Annotated in this window: 10 protein-coding genes; 4 read left to right on the top strand and 6 right to left on the bottom strand. The window is 32.5% G+C overall.

Annotation, left to right across the window (positions count from 1 at the left end; genetic code table 11):
- From DM444_RS02515 to dnaK, 6 genes are all read right to left on the bottom strand, one after another.
- Positions 1–3,036: a SusC/RagA family TonB-linked outer membrane protein gene (locus DM444_RS02515; protein WP_111283669.1), complete on the bottom strand. Its 3,036-nt coding sequence runs from the start codon at positions 3,034–3,036 to the stop codon at positions 1–3.
- Between the two features lie 244 nt (positions 3,037–3,280).
- A complete protein-coding gene (locus DM444_RS02510; RefSeq protein ID WP_111283745.1) occupies positions 3,281–6,025 on the bottom strand; it encodes a helix-turn-helix and ligand-binding sensor domain-containing protein in 2,745 nt (914 codons plus the stop codon).
- 100 nt (positions 6,026–6,125) lie between these two features.
- Positions 6,126–7,310 (bottom strand): acetate/propionate family kinase, encoded by a 1,185-nt coding sequence (locus tag DM444_RS02505; protein WP_111283667.1) that lies wholly within the window; start codon positions 7,308–7,310, stop codon positions 6,126–6,128.
- 176 nt (positions 7,311–7,486) lie between these two features.
- Positions 7,487–9,580 carry a phosphate acetyltransferase gene (pta, locus tag DM444_RS02500; protein ID WP_111283665.1) on the bottom strand — a complete coding sequence of 698 codons (2,094 nt, stop codon included), beginning with the start codon at positions 9,578–9,580 and terminating at the stop codon, positions 7,487–7,489.
- Between the two features lie 67 nt (positions 9,581–9,647).
- Positions 9,648–10,721 (bottom strand): magnesium/cobalt transporter CorA, encoded by a 1,074-nt coding sequence (gene corA, locus DM444_RS02495; protein ID WP_111283663.1) that lies wholly within the window; start codon positions 10,719–10,721, stop codon positions 9,648–9,650.
- Positions 10,722–10,915: 194 nt separating this feature from the next.
- Positions 10,916–12,796, bottom strand: a complete 1,881-nt coding sequence (gene dnaK, locus DM444_RS02490; protein ID WP_111283661.1) for a molecular chaperone DnaK — start codon at positions 12,794–12,796, stop codon at positions 10,916–10,918.
- 335 nt (positions 12,797–13,131) lie between these two features.
- Between dnaK and DM444_RS02485 the strand changes: the two genes are divergently transcribed.
- The 4 genes from DM444_RS02485 to DM444_RS02470 are packed head-to-tail and all read left to right on the top strand — an operon-like array spanning position 13,132 to position 16,871.
- Entirely contained in the window at positions 13,132–14,619 is a 1,488-nt protein-coding gene (locus tag DM444_RS02485) for a TlpA family protein disulfide reductase (RefSeq protein ID WP_111283659.1), read from the top strand.
- A gap of 7 nt (positions 14,620–14,626) precedes the next feature.
- Entirely contained in the window at positions 14,627–15,928 is a 1,302-nt protein-coding gene (locus tag DM444_RS02480) for a Na+/H+ antiporter (RefSeq protein ID WP_111283657.1), read from the top strand.
- 17 nt (positions 15,929–15,945) lie between these two features.
- Positions 15,946–16,413: a hypothetical protein gene (locus DM444_RS02475; RefSeq protein WP_111283655.1), complete on the top strand. Its 468-nt coding sequence runs from the start codon at positions 15,946–15,948 to the stop codon at positions 16,411–16,413.
- Positions 16,414–16,424: 11 nt separating this feature from the next.
- Positions 16,425–16,871: a nuclear transport factor 2 family protein gene (locus DM444_RS02470; protein WP_111283653.1), complete on the top strand. Its 447-nt coding sequence runs from the start codon at positions 16,425–16,427 to the stop codon at positions 16,869–16,871.
- The last annotated feature ends 54 nt before the right edge of the window (positions 16,872–16,925 follow it).

The raw sequence follows: 16,925 nt of genomic DNA, 5'->3' as shown, positions 1-16,925 counted from the left end.
TTAAAATTTTAAATTAGCACCTATAACGAAAGATCTTAATGTTGGATAAGCATCTAGCTCAATCCCTTGAGTTCCGTAAGGATTACCGTCTCCATTTAATTCAGGAGAAAAACCTGAGAATTTTTGAGTAATAAATGGGTTAATAGCATTTACATAAAGTCTGCAATAGTTGATAAAACTTGTCTCATTTAAAGGAAGTTTGTATCCTAAAGTGATGTTGTTAATTCTAAAGAAATCTCCTGATTCCATATAGTATGTTGAAGCAACTGGCACTTCATTAAACGGTGCAGGATTTGATGCTGTTGTATTTGATGCTGTCCAGAAATCGCTTGTTAAAGAAGCTTCAACATTTTCACCTGTAAAACGTTGTGCTTTTTTACCATTGTAAACTTTAGCACCACCAGTACCATAACCGTCAACAGAGAAATCAATGTTTTTGTAGTTTAATCCTAAAGTAACACCGTAGTTGTTTTTAGGTAAAATAGAACCAACATATTTTTTGTCTTTTGTAGCGTCAAGTAAGTTTTGAGTTACTTTATCACCAGCTGCATTATAGTATAACATTTTACCATTAGCTGGGTCAATACCTGCATACTCATATAAGTAGAAGCTTCCCAATGGTTGGCCAATTGAAGTTTTGTTCAACATTTTAGTATTTTGACCATTACCTAAATTACCTCCAATTACTGGCGAAATATCAAAATCTTTTATAGAAGCAAGTTCGTTTTGATTGTGAGAGAAGTTTCCTCCAACCCAATAGCTTAAGTTATCGTTAATCTTATCATCCCAACGTAAAGAAACCTCATAACCTTTGTTAGAAATCTCACCAACGTGTGCAGGAGTTGCGATTGTCAAACCTGATGGCATGTATGGAATTGTATTTAAAATAACATTGTTTGTATTTTTATCATACCAATCAAAAGATCCTTTTAATCTGCTGTCTAAGAATTCAAAATCAACACCCACAGAAGTTTCCTCTGTAACCTCCCAAGATAAACTCGGATCAATTTGAGAGTTAATTGTTGTTCCTTGATATAAAAGTGAACCTCCTAAATAAGCATTAAGTCCAGAAGCATATGCTTGAGTATTTAAAGGAACATTTTGATTTCCTAATTTACCCCAACCTCCTCTTAATTTAATTAAATCAACACCTTTAACACCAGCTAAGAAACTTTCTTTTGTCATAACCCAACCAAGACCGAAAGATGGGAAAGTTCCCCAACGGTAATCTTTACCAAAGTTTGAAGATCCATCACGTCTAATAGTTCCAGTAAATAAATATCTGTCCATTAATTTATATTGGAATCTTCCAAAGTATGAAGCTAATCTGCTTTCATTATATTTAATATCATATAAACTAGTAACATCACCAACATATTGAACACCTGTTGCGTCTTTTGCATTATACAAAGACCAATAGTCTGAATTTTCACTTACATTTTTTCTTGCAATAGTCAAAGTTTCTCTTGGCCCTTTTACAGAAGCCTCGATACCTGCAGTAAGTTCAACGTCGTGAATATTTGCAAAAACTTTGTTGTAAGTTAAGTAGTTAGATAAATTCCAGTTAAAGTATTCTTCTCTACCTCTTGTCAATAAATTTACTGGATCTGATGCGTGAGTAGCTACGTAGTCTGCTTCTGTTGTGTTAGGGTTTGCAGCCATCCAGATACCTTGCTTATCTTCAAAATTGTATTGGTTCCAATTATAGTACTCACCATTAAACTGAGAAGTAAATTTTAATTCTTTTAAAATTTCCCAATCTAATTTTAAACCTCCTTGAAGCGTAATGCTTTTTTGTTGTTCATTATAGAAATCTAACTGAGCAACTGGATTTCCAACATTATTAAATGATGAACCAATTGGAGCAGCTACACCATTAGCATCTACACGAGAAACACCATATTGACCGTCAGCAAAACGTACTGGTACTATAGGAGATTGTTTATAAGCATTTGTAAAAGCTCCTAATGGTTTTGGTGAAGATTTAGCTGATGTAAAACTGAAATTTTGATTTAACGTTACTTTCTTAGACAGTTTAAATTCATTGTTGTTTCTGAATGTAGTACGCCCGTAATCAAGACCATTTAAAATACCTTTCTCTTCATAGTTTCCTAAACTAAAGAAATATTTAATATTTTCAGAAGCTCCAGAAACCGAAACGTTATTTTGGGTATAAGATCCTGTTCTTGTAATTTCATCTAACCAATCTGTATTAACTGGCTGATTAGCAGCAAATGTGTTTGTTCCTAATGCCGCGTTTGAGTAAGCTGCATATTGGTTTCCGTTTGCCATTTTCACTTTTTTCAATGGAGATCTAACACCACCAAAACTTTCAATCTCTACAGATACTTTATCACCTTTACCTTTTTTAGTTGTAATAATGATAACCCCGTTTGCAGCTCTTGTTCCATAAATAGCTAACGCAGAAGCATCTTTTAAGATTTCATAAGAAGTAATATCGTTTGTATTAATGTTATTGATATTTTCCGTTGGCATACCATCAACAATATATAAAGGACTTCTACCTCCTAATGCTGTACCTAAACCTCTAATAACTACAGAAGGTGTGCTTCCAGGAACGTCTGAAGAAGTTACTTGAACACCCGCAGCTTTACCTTGAATAGCTTGTGATGCATTTAAAACTTTTGTTTTAGTAACATCTTCTGCTTTTAATGAAGCCACGGCAGTAGTATTATCAATTTTCTTTCTGGTACCGTAACCAATTACAACCACCTCTTTTAAGGCTGTATCACCAGCTTCTTTTAAAGTGATTGACATACCTGCAGCTGCCGGAACAGAAACTGCATCGAAACCAAGCATAGAAACTTTTAAAATTTCTCCTGGTTTTGCATTAATGGTGAAATTACCATCGAAGTCAGCATCAGCAGAAGTTCTGGATTCTGAAGCACTAATAATTGCTCCTGGAACTCCCATTCCGCTACTGTCTACTACTTTTCCTTTAATTGCTTGTGCTTGCCCCATCATATATGTAGGCAGCAACAAGAGAGCTAAAAAGCTAAAAATAAAATTTTTCATACAGTACGTAATCGTTTAAGTTAGTAGAGCCAAATTAAGCAATTACAACGTTGTAGTACATCAAACACCACTACAACATAGCTACATCATTATGTTAAAATTTTACCTTACAACAATGATTATCAACACTATAAATGTTAAAGAAATTCGTTTAACATAACATTATGATGTAGTAATGATGTATCACAATTATATAAAAAATGATATGGAAAAATATAAATTCTGTAAAAAACAAAACCAAATCTTACAGAGTTAATAAAAACTTTGACAGGTTTTCGTCCTGAGTAAGGTTTAGCTTCTTTCTAAGACGATATCTATGCAATTCTACACCTCTAAAAGAGATATTCATCATAGGAGCAATTTCTTTAGAAGAAAGGTTCATTTTTAGATAAACACACAGTTTTATATCCTTTGGAGTTAGTTGTGGATATTTTTTAGAAAGGTTAATAATAAACTCATTGTGAATTTGATTCAGATTGGTTTCAAAAGTTTCCCATTCGTGCTTATTCACTTCATTGATCTTAATTGCTTTTCTAATTTCATTTTTAAGTTTGCCAAAATCTTTTTCGGTTTCCAAAATACCTTGAATTTTGTCAATCATTTCTGTTTGTTTGGCAATTGATAAAGATTTACCCGCTACTTCTGAAGATTTTGCCTGCAATTCTAATTCCAAGATATGTTTTTCGTATTCTTGAATATTAAGTTCGTTTTCTTTCTTCAACTCCATCTCAAGAATTTCTCTCTGATGTTTTAATTCTTCAGCCTGCAATTTTAATTTTTGCATATAGCGAAGTTTATTCCATTTATAATAGAAAAATAGAACTACACCAACAACAAGTAAATAAAGCAGAATCATCCAGAAAGAAAAATACCAAGGTTCTGCTACTTTAAATTTATAGGAAGAAACTTTGTCATAAGTTGCACCATCGTGTTTAAATATTTCAACAGAATGATAACCGCTTATTAAATTATTCAAAACAATTAATCCGTCAGAAATTGGGACAAAATCTTTTTCCTTGTCTAGTTTATAAAATAGATTTGGTTTACTTGCTCCGTAAATTCCAGAAATGACATTTATCTTTAATTCTGTATTGAACTTTATTTTCTCATCGTTTGGAATTAAAACATCATTACTAAACGCTTCGATTTCAACTTTTGAATTTTGTTTGTTTTCATATTCAAGCTTAAGCGAAATAAATCCGTCATCCAGATTAAACAAATAATAATTGTCTTTTTTGAAGATTCTTAAATTTTCGTTTATCAGCTTTCCTTTATAATATTTCTCCTGAATTATATTCCAGATAAATTTATTTCCTTGAGCATAAATGTGATATAAGATTCCGTTTTGCAAAACCATAAAATGGTCTTCATCAATAGACACAACATCTGTTACATTCTTGAAACTTGCATTAAACAAGTCATTTTGCTCCAGTTTATTAGCAATTGAATTATAGGTATACCAAGAATTATTAATAAGGAAAAGTATTTCTTTTCTAAACTCAAAAATCTTAATTCCGAAATCATTCTTTATTTTACTTTGCTGAGTGACATTTTCTACTTTTAAAGTATTGTAATTATCATCTAACAAAACACGATATAAACCTCGATAATTATCAGCAGCCCAAATTTCGTTTTTCTTATTTTGAGCAACATATTTTATTGGTTTAGCAAGATCTTTTATGATTTTATAATGAGATAAATTAGTAGGATCATCATAAACCAGAATACCACTATATGTCGATTGGAAATAAGTATTATTGATACTGCTTTTAGACATATTCCAACCACCGCTTATCCCGTTTATTTTTGTCAAAGCATTATTTTCATATGAAAAAGTTCCGTCATTATGTCCTATAATATATTTTCCGTCTATAAAAGAAATATTCCAACCCTGCCCTTGTGTATTTGGCATCATGTTGAATTTCCCTGAACTATACTCAAAAATTCCATGATTTGAAGCAATCAAATATCCTTTATTAATTGCAGCCACAGCATAAACCGACCCTAAAAGACCAGAATTATCATAAAAGAAAGAAATAGGCGAATTAACCTCAACATGCGCAATACCATTATCCAAACCTACCCATAAGTCGTTTTCTTTGTCAAATCCTAAACTTAAAACCGAATTATTCATCAAAACATTGTCACGTTCAATATTTTTATAGGAATTGTTCTTTAAATCCAATAGGTAAATCCCCCTGTTTCCAGTCCCAATAATTAGCTTTTCGTCTTTGATAAATTTTGCCACATTTATTGTAGCCGATTTTAAAGTTTCATTTATCGGATTATCCCAACTTTTTAAACCATTTTTCTCTACAATAAAAACTCCTTTTTTCTGTGTAAATATGTAAGTCTTGTTTTGATATTTTTCTATGGCATGGACAACAGTGTTTTTTAAAACATTCCATCCTTTAGGGTTGGCAATATGGTTACCATTCATTTTAAAAATCCCGTCCTGTACAGAAGCTACGTATAAATTTTGATCTACACCAAAACAATACGAAATCAGAAACGGAAACTTAATTTTCTTAATTGTTTTTCCGTTGTAAATGAAAACATCGTTGAAGGATTGAAAATAAAGTGATCCATTGAATCTAAAAATCTTCCAGATTTCTTCGTTATCTCTTTCGTCAAATAATCTAAGATTTTTGGTAATTGAAACATAATGCATTGTTCCATCTTTTCTATACCAATAACCAAATTCTTTATAAGAGCCAGAATAAATTTTATCGCCTTCAATCAAAATTGATCGGATAATAGTTTTATTTGGAAGTGTATATTTTTCCCATTTTACGCCATCGTAACGCAATAAGTAATGATTATTGGCAAAATACATGGCATCATCATTTCCTTGTGCTACATTCCAGATTTGATTATCACCCTGATAATCTGATTTACTGTAATTTTCGACAAATGGAAGTAATTCTTGTGCTTGAAGTTGTAAAGCGATGAAAAAGAAGAAAACTGATTTAAAAAGTATCGATTTCAAGATATTCGTTTTTAAATTCAAAGATACTCACAAATATTTAATTTTTAGAGCTAAAAAAAACTCCTCGAATTGAGGAGTTCTTTCTAATATTCTTTCAAATCTAATTCTCTAGTAAGTTAAAAACCTGATTTGCAATTTCATATTCTTCATCTGTTGGAACAACTAAAACCTTTACAATAGATTTTTCAGAATTTATTTCACGTAATTCTTTAGAACGAATTTGATTCTTTTCTTTCTCAATTTCAATTCCAAAATAATCCATATCAGTACAAATTAAATTACGCATAAATGAAGAATTCTCGCCAATTCCAGCCGTAAAAACAATTGCATCTAGTCCGTTTAAGGCCGCAGTGTAAGCTCCGATTGTTTTTCTAATTCTGTACGCATTCATTTGTAACGCTAACTGACAATCTTTATTTCCTTTCTCTGCTTCTGCTTCAATATCACGCAAATCACTGTAACCTGTAAGCCCAAGCATACCACTTTGCTTCAATAAAACTGCATTCACTTCGTCTGGAGTGTATCCTAAATTTTTAATCATATAAAATACAACCGACTGGTCAATATCTCCCGCACGCGTTCCCATTATTAAACCATTTGAAGGAGAAAATCCCATTGAAGTGTCAATACATTTTCCGTTTTTAATAGCTGCCATACTACAGCCGTTTCCTAAATGAATTGTAATTATTTTCGAATTGTTCTGTAAATAATTAATCGCTTTTTCAGAAACATATTTATGACTTGTTCCATGAAAACCGTAAACTCGCACTTTGTTTTCCGTTAACAAATAATTCGGAATAGCATATTTATAAGCTACTTCTGGCATTGTTTGATGAAAAGCCGTATCAAAAACCGCAATTTGCTCAGCCGAACTAAAAATTTCTTCTGCCACATTAATTCCTTCTAAATTAGCAGGATTGTGTAATGGAGCCAATTCAAAAAGCTGTTTAATTTTTGCTTTTACTTTTTCATCAATTTTTACTGTAGCACTAAAATCGCTTCCGCCATGCACAACGCGATGTCCAACAGCAGCAATCTCTGAAGTTGATTTAATAACGCCTTTTTCAGGATCTAAAAGCATATTAGCTACTTTTTGTAAACCTACTTTGTGGTTCGGGATTGGTAGCGTTTCTTCACGTGAAGCTGTCGCAGTTTTAAAAGTAACATTTGAAGTTTCTAAGCCAATTCTATCAATCATTCCAGAACAAATTACTTCATTTTCTGGCATTACCATTAATTGGTATTTAATTGAAGAACTTCCTGAGTTTATTATAAGTATTTTCATTTTTTTAAAGATTCTAAGATGCTAAGTTTCTAAGGTGCTGAGTTTTTTTAAAGACTCAAAACTTTTTATTTTATATTTTTAATATCACGAATTCACATTAAAATAAAGGTGATTTTTAAGGTAAGTATAATTCATAATTCATAATTCATAATTTACCATTAACAATTCACAATTATTTACATTCCCTGCGCTTGAATCGCTGTAATCACAACTGTATTAATAATATCGTCTACAGTACAACCACGGCTCAAATCGTTTACTGGCTTGTTTAAACCTTGTAACATTGGCCCAATTGCCAAAGCTCCAGTCTCTCTTTGAACAGCTTTATAAGTATTATTTCCGGTATTTAAATCAGGGAAAATAAGCACACTTGCCTGTCCTGCCACTTCTGAATCTGGCATTTTGCTTTTTCCAACACTCAAATCAACCGCTGCATCATACTGAATTGGTCCTTCAATTTTTAAATCAGGTCTTTTTTCTTTTACAATTGCCGTAGCTGCTCTTACTTTATCAACTTCGTCTCCTTTTCCTGATGATCCAGAAGAATAAGAAAGCATAGCTATTTTTGGTTCAATTCCGAATGCTAAACTAGATTCTGCAGAAGAAATTGCAATTTCTGCCAATTGCTCAGCAGTTGGGTTTGGATTGATAGCACAATCTCCAAAAACTGAAACTCGGTCTTCTAAACACATGAAAAATACAGAAGAAACTACAGATGAATTAGGTTTTGTTTTAATGAATTGCAGTGCTGGCAAAATGGTATGCTGTGTTGTGTGTGCCGCACCAGAAACCATTCCGTCTGCGTGGCCTTTGTACACCATCATAGTTCCAAAATACGAAACATCTTCCATTAAATCTCTTGCCATTGTAATGCTTACGTTTTTCGCCTTTCTTAGCTCATAGTACGTATTAGCATAATCCTCATACATTTCAGATTCGATTGGATTGATTATGTTTACTTTAGAAAAATCAAATGTAAGTCCAAGTTCTGCAACTTTGCTTTCAATTTGCTTTTTGTCTCCAATAATAGAAATATCTACCACATCCATATCTAATAATCTTGAAGCTGCAGCAATAATTCGGTCATCATTTCCTTCTGGCAAAACAATATGTTTTCTGTGCTGTTTAGCTCTTTTAACCATATTGTATTGAAACATTTTTGGCGTCATGCCTTCAGGTTGGAAAGTAATTACTCTTTGTGATAAAGCTTCAATTTCGACGTATTTTTCAAAAGTGTTAATTGATGTTTCAATTTTGTGTGTATTATTAGCGTAAATCTCTGATTTTATAGAACCTATTTTATTGGTAATATGATAAGTTCCGCCATCCACAGCGATAATCGGGACAATAGCAGAAAGTCCTTCAATAAGTTTTAAAATACTCTCTTCTGGAACAATATTTCCAGTCAGGATAATTCCTGAAATAGTTGGGTAATTAGCCGATTCATTTGCTTGCAAAGCCCCTAAAATAATATCCGAACGATCTCCAGGAGTAATTACTAAGGCGTTGTTATGCAAATGCACTAAATAATTATGCAATTGCATCGCTCCAACACTATAATGACCAATTTCGTTGTTTAAATAGTTTTCTCCAAATAATACCTTAGCATTCAATTCGTTTACAATTTCCTGCATAGTTGGATTATTCAAACTAGAGACAAGCGGAATTGTATTGATTAATACGTTTGATGGCAAACTTTTTTGCAAGCTATTCGTAACCAATTCGATATTTTCTGGCTGGACTTTATTAGCAAAAACAGATAAAACCTCAACCTCTTTTACTTTAAAAGAATCGTAAACTAAATACAAGCTATCTAAAAGTTCTTCTAAAGTTTTACCAACTCCTGAACCGACAATTATGGTTGGAATTCCAAGGTTTTTAGCGATTAAAACGTTCAAATCTAATTCGATAGAAGTTCCTTCTCCGGTAAAGCTTGTTCCTTCAACCAAAACAAAATCGAAACGTTCTTCTAGTTTTTTATACTTTTCAATAATTAAATCAAGAACCTCTCCTATTTTACCTTTATTCTTTTTCTTAATTAATCTGCTTTTAGTAATAGCGTACGCATCTTCAAACGCAATATCAAGATTAAAATACGATAAAACGGTTTCGATATGATTATCTACCTCACCATCAACAAAATCTTCGATTATAGGTCTAAAATACCCTACTTTGGCTGTTTTACCAATTAAGATACTCATCAAACCGAGCGTGATAATTGATTTACCACTATTATGATCGCTAGTGGCTATATATATTGCTTTACTCATAATTATTTATATTTATTCTAAATAACAAATTTATATAAAATCACATTCTTCTAAAACAAAACAAACGTTAAAACCAGCGTCGTTTCTTAAAATAAATGATTAGGGCTATTACCAGCAAAAACATTACGCCCATTACTACAAAATAGCCATTTTGCATTTTGAGTTCTGGCATATTTTCAAAGTTCATTCCGTACACTCCTACAATAAAAGTAAGCGGAATAAATATAGCTGAAATGATGGTCAGCGTTTTCATGATTTCGTTCATTTTTCGGCTTTGTTCCGAAAAATAAAAGTTCGAGGCACTTTCTAAAGAACTCATATCTGATTCTATTTGATCCAAAAGCTCCAAACTTTTTTGATGCAGTCTAATAAAGAAATTGAAAGTGTCTTTCTGAATTAACCCATTATCTTCATCGTCGTCTTTTTTCGTTTTCAAATAATAAAGCGAATCTCGAAGCGGTACTATAGAACGCTTTAGAAAATTCAAGTTATCTCTGTGATTTTCAATTTTTTCTAAAATAACAGGTTTCGCTTCTTTTTTTGTCAAATTGATTAATTCTTCAATCTTATCTTCTTCGTCTTCCAATGTGATGTAGAAATTCTCCATTACAGCGTCTAAAAGTAAATACAAGAGGTAATCTACCTTTTTAGTTCTAACTATTCCTGCATGCGTACGCAAACGCTCGCGAATGTGTGTAAAGAAATCGCTTCGCTTTTCTTGAAAAGAAATTAAGATTCCGTCTTTTAATATAAAACTTAACTGTTCTACACTAATATTATCTGAATATTCAGAAGGAAGAAGCGATTTTATATTAAAGAACAAAATATCTTGCTGCTCTTCTAGCTTTGTTCTCTTAGTAGTATTTAAAATATCGGCAAGTAGGAAATCATCAATTTTGAAATGCGTACCAATTGTTTTTATAAGATTGATATCATTTAAACCGTGAATATTGAGCCAATTGTTTTTGGTGTAATCAAAACAAGAATTTAAAGCTAAAACTGTAAACTTATCGTATTCTACAACATCTTGGTCATTATATACAAAAAGCTGCATTTCTGTTTCGTGCTCTTTATGCGTCCCAGTATACTCTAAAGTAATGTGTTGCAGCTTACGTCCTTTCTTGTATTTGATCTTTCTCATCCATGAAATTTTACAATAGTAATATTACGAAAAAGAATTCGAACAGGAAATGACAATTATCAGTTTGTGCAAAACCTAGACTTAGACGCACTGCAGTGCGTCTCTACAGTAATTCATACCCATAAAAAAACCGAGTCATTTCTGACTCGGTTTTCTATCTTAATACTTTGTACTAATTACTTAATACAAAAGAATTATTTTACCTCTTCGAATTCAACGTCTTCAACATTGTCTCCAGATTGCTCTTGTTGTGGAGCAGCTTGCTGTCCTTCACCACCTTGAGCGTACATTGCTTCTGTAGCTGTTTTCCATGCTGCATTTACATTGTCTAATCCTTTTTGGATTGCCTCAAGATCTTGAGATTGGTGAGCGAATCTTAATTCAGTTAAAGCAAATTCGATAGCTGTTTTTTGATCGTCTGTCAATTTATCTCCTAATTCTTTCAATTGAGATTCAGTTTGGAAGATAGTACTGTCAGCTTCGTTCAATTTCTCAGCTCTTTCTTTTGCAATTCTGTCAGCATCAGCGTTAGCTTCAGCATCTTTTTTCATTTTTTCGATTTCTTCAGCTGTTAAACCAGAAGAAGCTTCGATACGGATATCATGAGATTTTCCTGTTCCTTTATCAGTTGCAGAAACTTTGATGATACCATTAGCATCGATATCGAAAGTTACTTCGATTTGAGGAACTCCTCTTGGTGCTGGTGGAATACCATCTAAGTGGAAACGACCGATAGTTTTGTTATCAGCAGCCATAGCTCTTTCTCCTTGTAATACGTGGATTTCAACAGATGGTTGAGAATCAGCAGCAGTAGAGAATACTTGAGATTTTTTAGTTGGGATAGTTGTGTTAGACTCGATTAATTTAGTCAATACACCACCCATAGTTTCGATACCTAAAGAAAGAGGAGTTACGTCAAGTAACAATACATCTTTTACATCTCCAGATAAAACTCCACCTTGAATAGCAGCTCCAATAGCAACAACCTCATCAGGGTTAACACCTTTAGATGCTTTTTTACCGAAGAATTTTTCAACTTCGTCAGCGATTCTTGGCATACGAGTAGAACCTCCTACAAGGATAACTTCGTCGATATCAGATGTAGATAAACCTGCATCTTTTAATGCTTTAGCAACTGGCTCCATAGAACGTTTTACTAAAGAATCAGATAATTGCTCAAATTTAGCTCTAGATAATTTTTTCACTAAGTGTTTTGGTCCAGAAGCAGTAGCAGTTACGTATGGTAAGTTGATTTCTGTTTCAGCAGAAGATGATAATTCAATCTTAGCTTTCTCAGCAGCTTCTTTCAAACGCTGTAATGACATTGGATCTAAACGTAAATCAATACCTTCTTCAGATTTGAATTCGTCAGCTAACCAGTCAATAATAACTTGGTCAAAATCATCACCACCTAAGTGAGTATCACCATTTGTAGATAATACTTCAAATACACCGTCTCCTAATTCAAGAACAGAGATATCAAAAGTACCTCCACCTAAATCGTAAACAGCGATTTTTTGATCATTTCCTTTTTTATCTAATCCGTAAGCAAGTGCAGCAGCAGTTGGCTCGTTGATGATACGCATAACTTTAAGACCAGCGATTTCACCAGCTTCTTTAGTAGCTTGACGTTGCGCATCGTTAAAGTAAGCAGGAACTGTAATAACTGCCTCAGTTACTGTTTGACCTAAATAGTCTTCAGCAGTTTTTTTCATTTTTTGAAGTGTCATAGCAGACAATTCTTGAGCAGTGTATAAACGACCGTCAATATCCACACGTGGAGTATTGTTATCACCTTTTACAACACTGTAAGGAACTCTTTTTGCCTCTTCTTGAGTTTCAGCAAAAGTGTGTCCCATAAAACGTTTAATAGAAGCAATCGTTTTTGTAGGATTCGTTACTGCTTGTCTTTTTGCAGGATCACCTACTTTAATTTCTCCACCTTCAACAAAAGCGATGATAGATGGTGTAGTTCTTTTTCCTTCTGCGTTAGGGATAACAACTGCTTCGTTACCTTCCATTACAGAAACACAAGAGTTCGTCGTACCTAAGTCAATTCCGATTATTTTACCCATTTTTTATATATTTAATTTTTGATTTAATTTTATTAACTCAGGTGGCATAAGTCAATCTTTGTGCCAATATAAAAAACCAAATAAAATTGTCAGTTTTCATATTGGCAGAGGAAAAATCATCTGACAACATGACATTTTTCAAGACTGACAGATGTGGCAAACCACTATTTTTCATGTCATTATTAGAGAAAGTGTCTCATAATATTTTTTCAATAATGACTCTTCAAAAACAAAATTTTATATAAATCAAAAAAACACAATATTTCAAAAACGTTCTTTTATCATATAAATAATTTATATTTGAAATAAGCAAAACCTGATTAAAACGTAAAAAAATGAAGTTAACTCAGTTTATTTTAATACTACTGTTCTCCTCCTTCGCTATTGGTCAGGGAAAAAAGAACGAAATAAAAATCACAGGAAAAATCACAGGAAAAATTCCGGATATCATTGAATATACTTTACCAATTCACGGAATCGATTATTTTGGATTTACAGATTCTGCTCAAATCGATTCGTCTGGAAATTTTCAAATCACTATTTCTTTAGAAAAAACTTCTTTTATTGATTTATCGAACAGTTACAAATCTTACGGAACTTTAATTGTAGAGCCTGGAATGACTTATAAAGTCAGCATCAACACCGAAGCTTCTGAAAACAAATTTGTAGTGGAATCTCCGAACCAAAAAGGCCAAATACTTTACAACCAGATTCCAAATCGAAGCATGATTGTAGGTGGTCATTTTGAATTGGAAACAAAAAAATATACGCAAGACAGTGTTCCTTCAGAAATAAAACAAAAAATAGAACAAAGTAAAGAAGTTGAAATGGCAGAATTTAAAAAGCTTCTTAAAGAAAAAGTAATCTCAAAAGATTTTTACAATCTCGTAGAAACAGACCGAGATTATTTTCATAAAGGAATACAAGGAGGTCTCGCTTTTATAAATTATTTGCTTGTGGCACAAAATAAAAATAAACTTTCCAAGGAACAATTTAGTGAAATGTGGAAAGAGATTTTTCAATCAAATCCTGTTACAAATCCAAAGCTTTTAAGTTCGCCGTGGTTTTATTTTTATATCGAAAATTATCTGCGTTACAACGAATTAATTCTTGAAAAAGTAGACACCAAAATAATAGCTGAATTTCAGAAAAAAGGTCAGATTCATACTCATAACATAAACAATGCAAAAAAACATCTATCTGGACTTCAGCTAGAATATTATTTTGCTGCTTATGTTTATTATGAAGCGATAAATAATAATTACGAAAAAGAACTGATTACGCTTTTTGAGCAATTTAAAAAAGAATATCCTTCAAGTCCATATACACACTTTTTGGAGCCTGTAATTATGCCAATTATTGCCTTTCATAAAAAACAAGCAGAGCCATTAAATGAAAAAATTAATTTTATAGCTAATTCTTCCAGTCTTAATTCTGTAAATGATGTTTTAAAAAGTTTGAATGGAAAACAATATTATGTTGACATTTGGGCAACATGGTGCAGTCCGTGTAAAGCTGAATTTAAAGACAATGCTAAACTTTATGAATTATTAAAATCAAAAAACATTACAATGGTTTATATTTCTATTGACAAAGAAAGCAGAGAAAAGCAATGGAAAGAAATGATTCATTTTTATAATTTAGAAGGATATCATATCAGGGTAAACGAAAAATTAGATGCCAATTTAAGAAGCTTATACGGCAATCAGTCTATGGGAATTCCGTGGCATTTTTTGACTGATGAAAACGGAAATATTGTAAAGAAAAATGTTAGCGGACCTTCTGAAATTGAAAATTTAGAAAAACAATTAAGTAATAATTAATGCCCGAATGGAGAATTACACCATCATCATTTTCATATTAGCCATCGTTATTGGTTTATCAGCATTTGCAGAAAAGTCAAAACTACCTTATCCTATTCTTTTAGTTATTGTGGGAATCCTGATTGGTTTTGTTCCAACAATGCAGGAAATCGAAATCAATCCGGAAATTATTTTCTTGATATTTCTTCCGCCATTGTTATATGATGCTTCTTTCAATATTTCACCCAAACATTTTAAAACGAATCTTAGCACTATTAGTACATTGGCAATTCCGCTTGTATTTCTTACTACATTTTGGATTGCAGTTGTTTCTCACTACATGATTCCAGGCATGACATGGCCTTTGGCTTTTGTTCTAGGCGCTATTCTCTCAGCTACAGACGCTGTTGCAGCAGTAAACATTACAAAAGGTCTTGGTTTACCCGAAAAAACACTTACAATATTAGAAGGCGAAAGTCTTATAAATGATGCTTCTGCTCTTGTTGCTTATCGCTTTGCCGTTGCGACCGCAATGGGTTCTGCCTTTATTATTTGGAAAGCAGCCCTAAACTTTGCTTTATTGCTTGGAGGAGGTTTTTTGGTTGGTTTTGTAATGAGTAAAATCCTTGCTTTTATTCTTGGAAAAGTTCGCAAAAACATAAATGTAACGGTTAGCTTTATGCTTTTAATGCCATTTGTAACCTATTTAGTTGCAGAGCACTTACATGTTTCTGGAGTAATTGCAGTTGTTATTCTAGGTTTAGCAATGGCGCGTTTAAGCAATAAAATCTTTCCCGAAAATTTAAAAAACAATTCGAAAAGTCTTTGGGATGTTATTATTTTTTTACTCAACGGATTGATTTTCATTTTAATCGGACTCAATTTTCGATATATTTTAAAAGACATCGACGATGGTATGATTTTACCCTATATTGGTTATGCCGTAATCATTACAATTGTTGCATTATTAACTAGAATGACAAGAGTGTTTTTTCAAAAGAAAAACCTGCAAAAGGCCTTTTTAAAAAATAAAAAAGGAAAACGAAAAGTCAGTGAGCATGCGCTACTCGATTTTGGCAATAGCTTAATTATAAGCTGGTCTGGTATGCGTGGCATTGTATCACTGGCAATCGCAATCGGACTTCCTAAATTCCTAGAAGACGGAACTCCTTTTCCTCATCGAAATGCTATTATTTTTATTTCGGTCGCAGTTGTATTATTGACTTTAATTGGACAAGGGCTAACACTGCCGTGGATTGTCAAAAAAATAAAAGAAATAGAAGAAAAAAAACAGCTAAACCAACAAATTCCCAAAACACATAATAACTAATTAAAACCAAAAAAAACATGGAACAAGAATTAAAAGGCCAATTTGATGAATTTGAAAAACCAGACGTAATAAGACGCAAATTACTTCCGTGGTGGATAAAAGTTTTCTGCTGGATTTTTATGCTAATGGGCATAGGTGCCATTGGTTCGCTAATTACAAATCTTTTTGTTCCAAATGTAAACTTATCTCTTTACGGTTTCTCTAGCGATACCGCTTATTCAGGAACAGGACTTTTTATTATCGCTGTCATGCTTCTAAAAGCTTTTGCTGCATTTTCACTTTGGTTCGAGAAACCAAATGCAATTATGATTGCTAAAATAGATGCTGTCGTCGGTATTGCAATATGTATCGCTTCCTTATTTATACTTCCTTTCAGTACCGCTAATGGACATTTTTCTTTGCGTTTAGAAATTTTACTTCTAATTCCATATTACATGAAAGTAAATAAAATAGAATACGAATGGGATAATCTTGAAACTATTTAACCCCAAAACACATGAAAAACATTTTAATAATTCTCGCGCTCTCAATTATCTTGATTTCCTGCAATAAAACAGCAAATGCAGCATCAGAAAATGAAAAACTTGTAAGACAGTATTTTGATCTTTTCAACAAACATCAATGGAAGGAAATGTCCGATATGTATATTGAAAATGCTGAATTTAAAGATCCTACTTTTGGAATTGGCGTTAGAAGACAATCTAAGCAGGAAATTATAGAAAAATACGCTGGACTTGGAGCTTATTTCCCTAATATTGAAGATAAAATATTGCAAATTTATCCTTCAGGCGAAAAGAACGTTATTGTCGAATTTATTTCAACTGGAACTGGAATTGACAAATCAAAATTCACTTTACAAATCTGTACAATTTTCACTATCGAAAATGGAAAAATCACTCAAGATTTTACTTACTACGATAATTTTGAAAAAACAGCTGAATAATTGATTTACAAAAATAAACGTAACTTTATCATACCGCGTTTTCGTTTAATTTAA

The sequence above is a fragment of the Flavobacterium ginsenosidimutans genome, assembly GCF_003254625.1.
Lineage (GTDB): Bacteria > Bacteroidota > Bacteroidia > Flavobacteriales > Flavobacteriaceae > Flavobacterium > Flavobacterium ginsenosidimutans.
The sequence above is the reverse complement of the archived record's forward strand: the minus strand, read 5'-3'. Positions and strand labels throughout refer to the sequence as shown.

Bases quoted from the DNA above. Each gene is read 5' to 3' on its own strand.
- DM444_RS02515 (WP_111283669.1), bottom strand. From the start codon at position 3,036: ATGAAAAATTTTATTTTTAGCTTTTTAGCTCTCTTGTTGCTGCCTACA.
- DM444_RS02505 (WP_111283667.1), bottom strand. From the start codon at position 7,310: ATGAAAATACTTATAATAAACTCAGGAAGTTCTTCAATTAAATACCAA.
- pta (WP_111283665.1), bottom strand. From the start codon at position 9,580: ATGAGTAAAGCAATATATATAGCCACTAGCGATCATAATAGTGGTAAA.
- corA (WP_111283663.1), bottom strand. From the start codon at position 10,721: ATGAGAAAGATCAAATACAAGAAAGGACGTAAGCTGCAACACATTACT.
- dnaK (WP_111283661.1), bottom strand. From the start codon at position 12,796: ATGGGTAAAATAATCGGAATTGACTTAGGTACGACGAACTCTTGTGTT.
- DM444_RS02485 (WP_111283659.1), top strand. From the start codon at position 13,132: ATGAAGTTAACTCAGTTTATTTTAATACTACTGTTCTCCTCCTTCGCT.
- DM444_RS02480 (WP_111283657.1), top strand. From the start codon at position 14,627: ATGGAGAATTACACCATCATCATTTTCATATTAGCCATCGTTATTGGT.
- DM444_RS02475 (WP_111283655.1), top strand. From the start codon at position 15,946: ATGGAACAAGAATTAAAAGGCCAATTTGATGAATTTGAAAAACCAGAC.
- DM444_RS02470 (WP_111283653.1), top strand. From the start codon at position 16,425: ATGAAAAACATTTTAATAATTCTCGCGCTCTCAATTATCTTGATTTCC.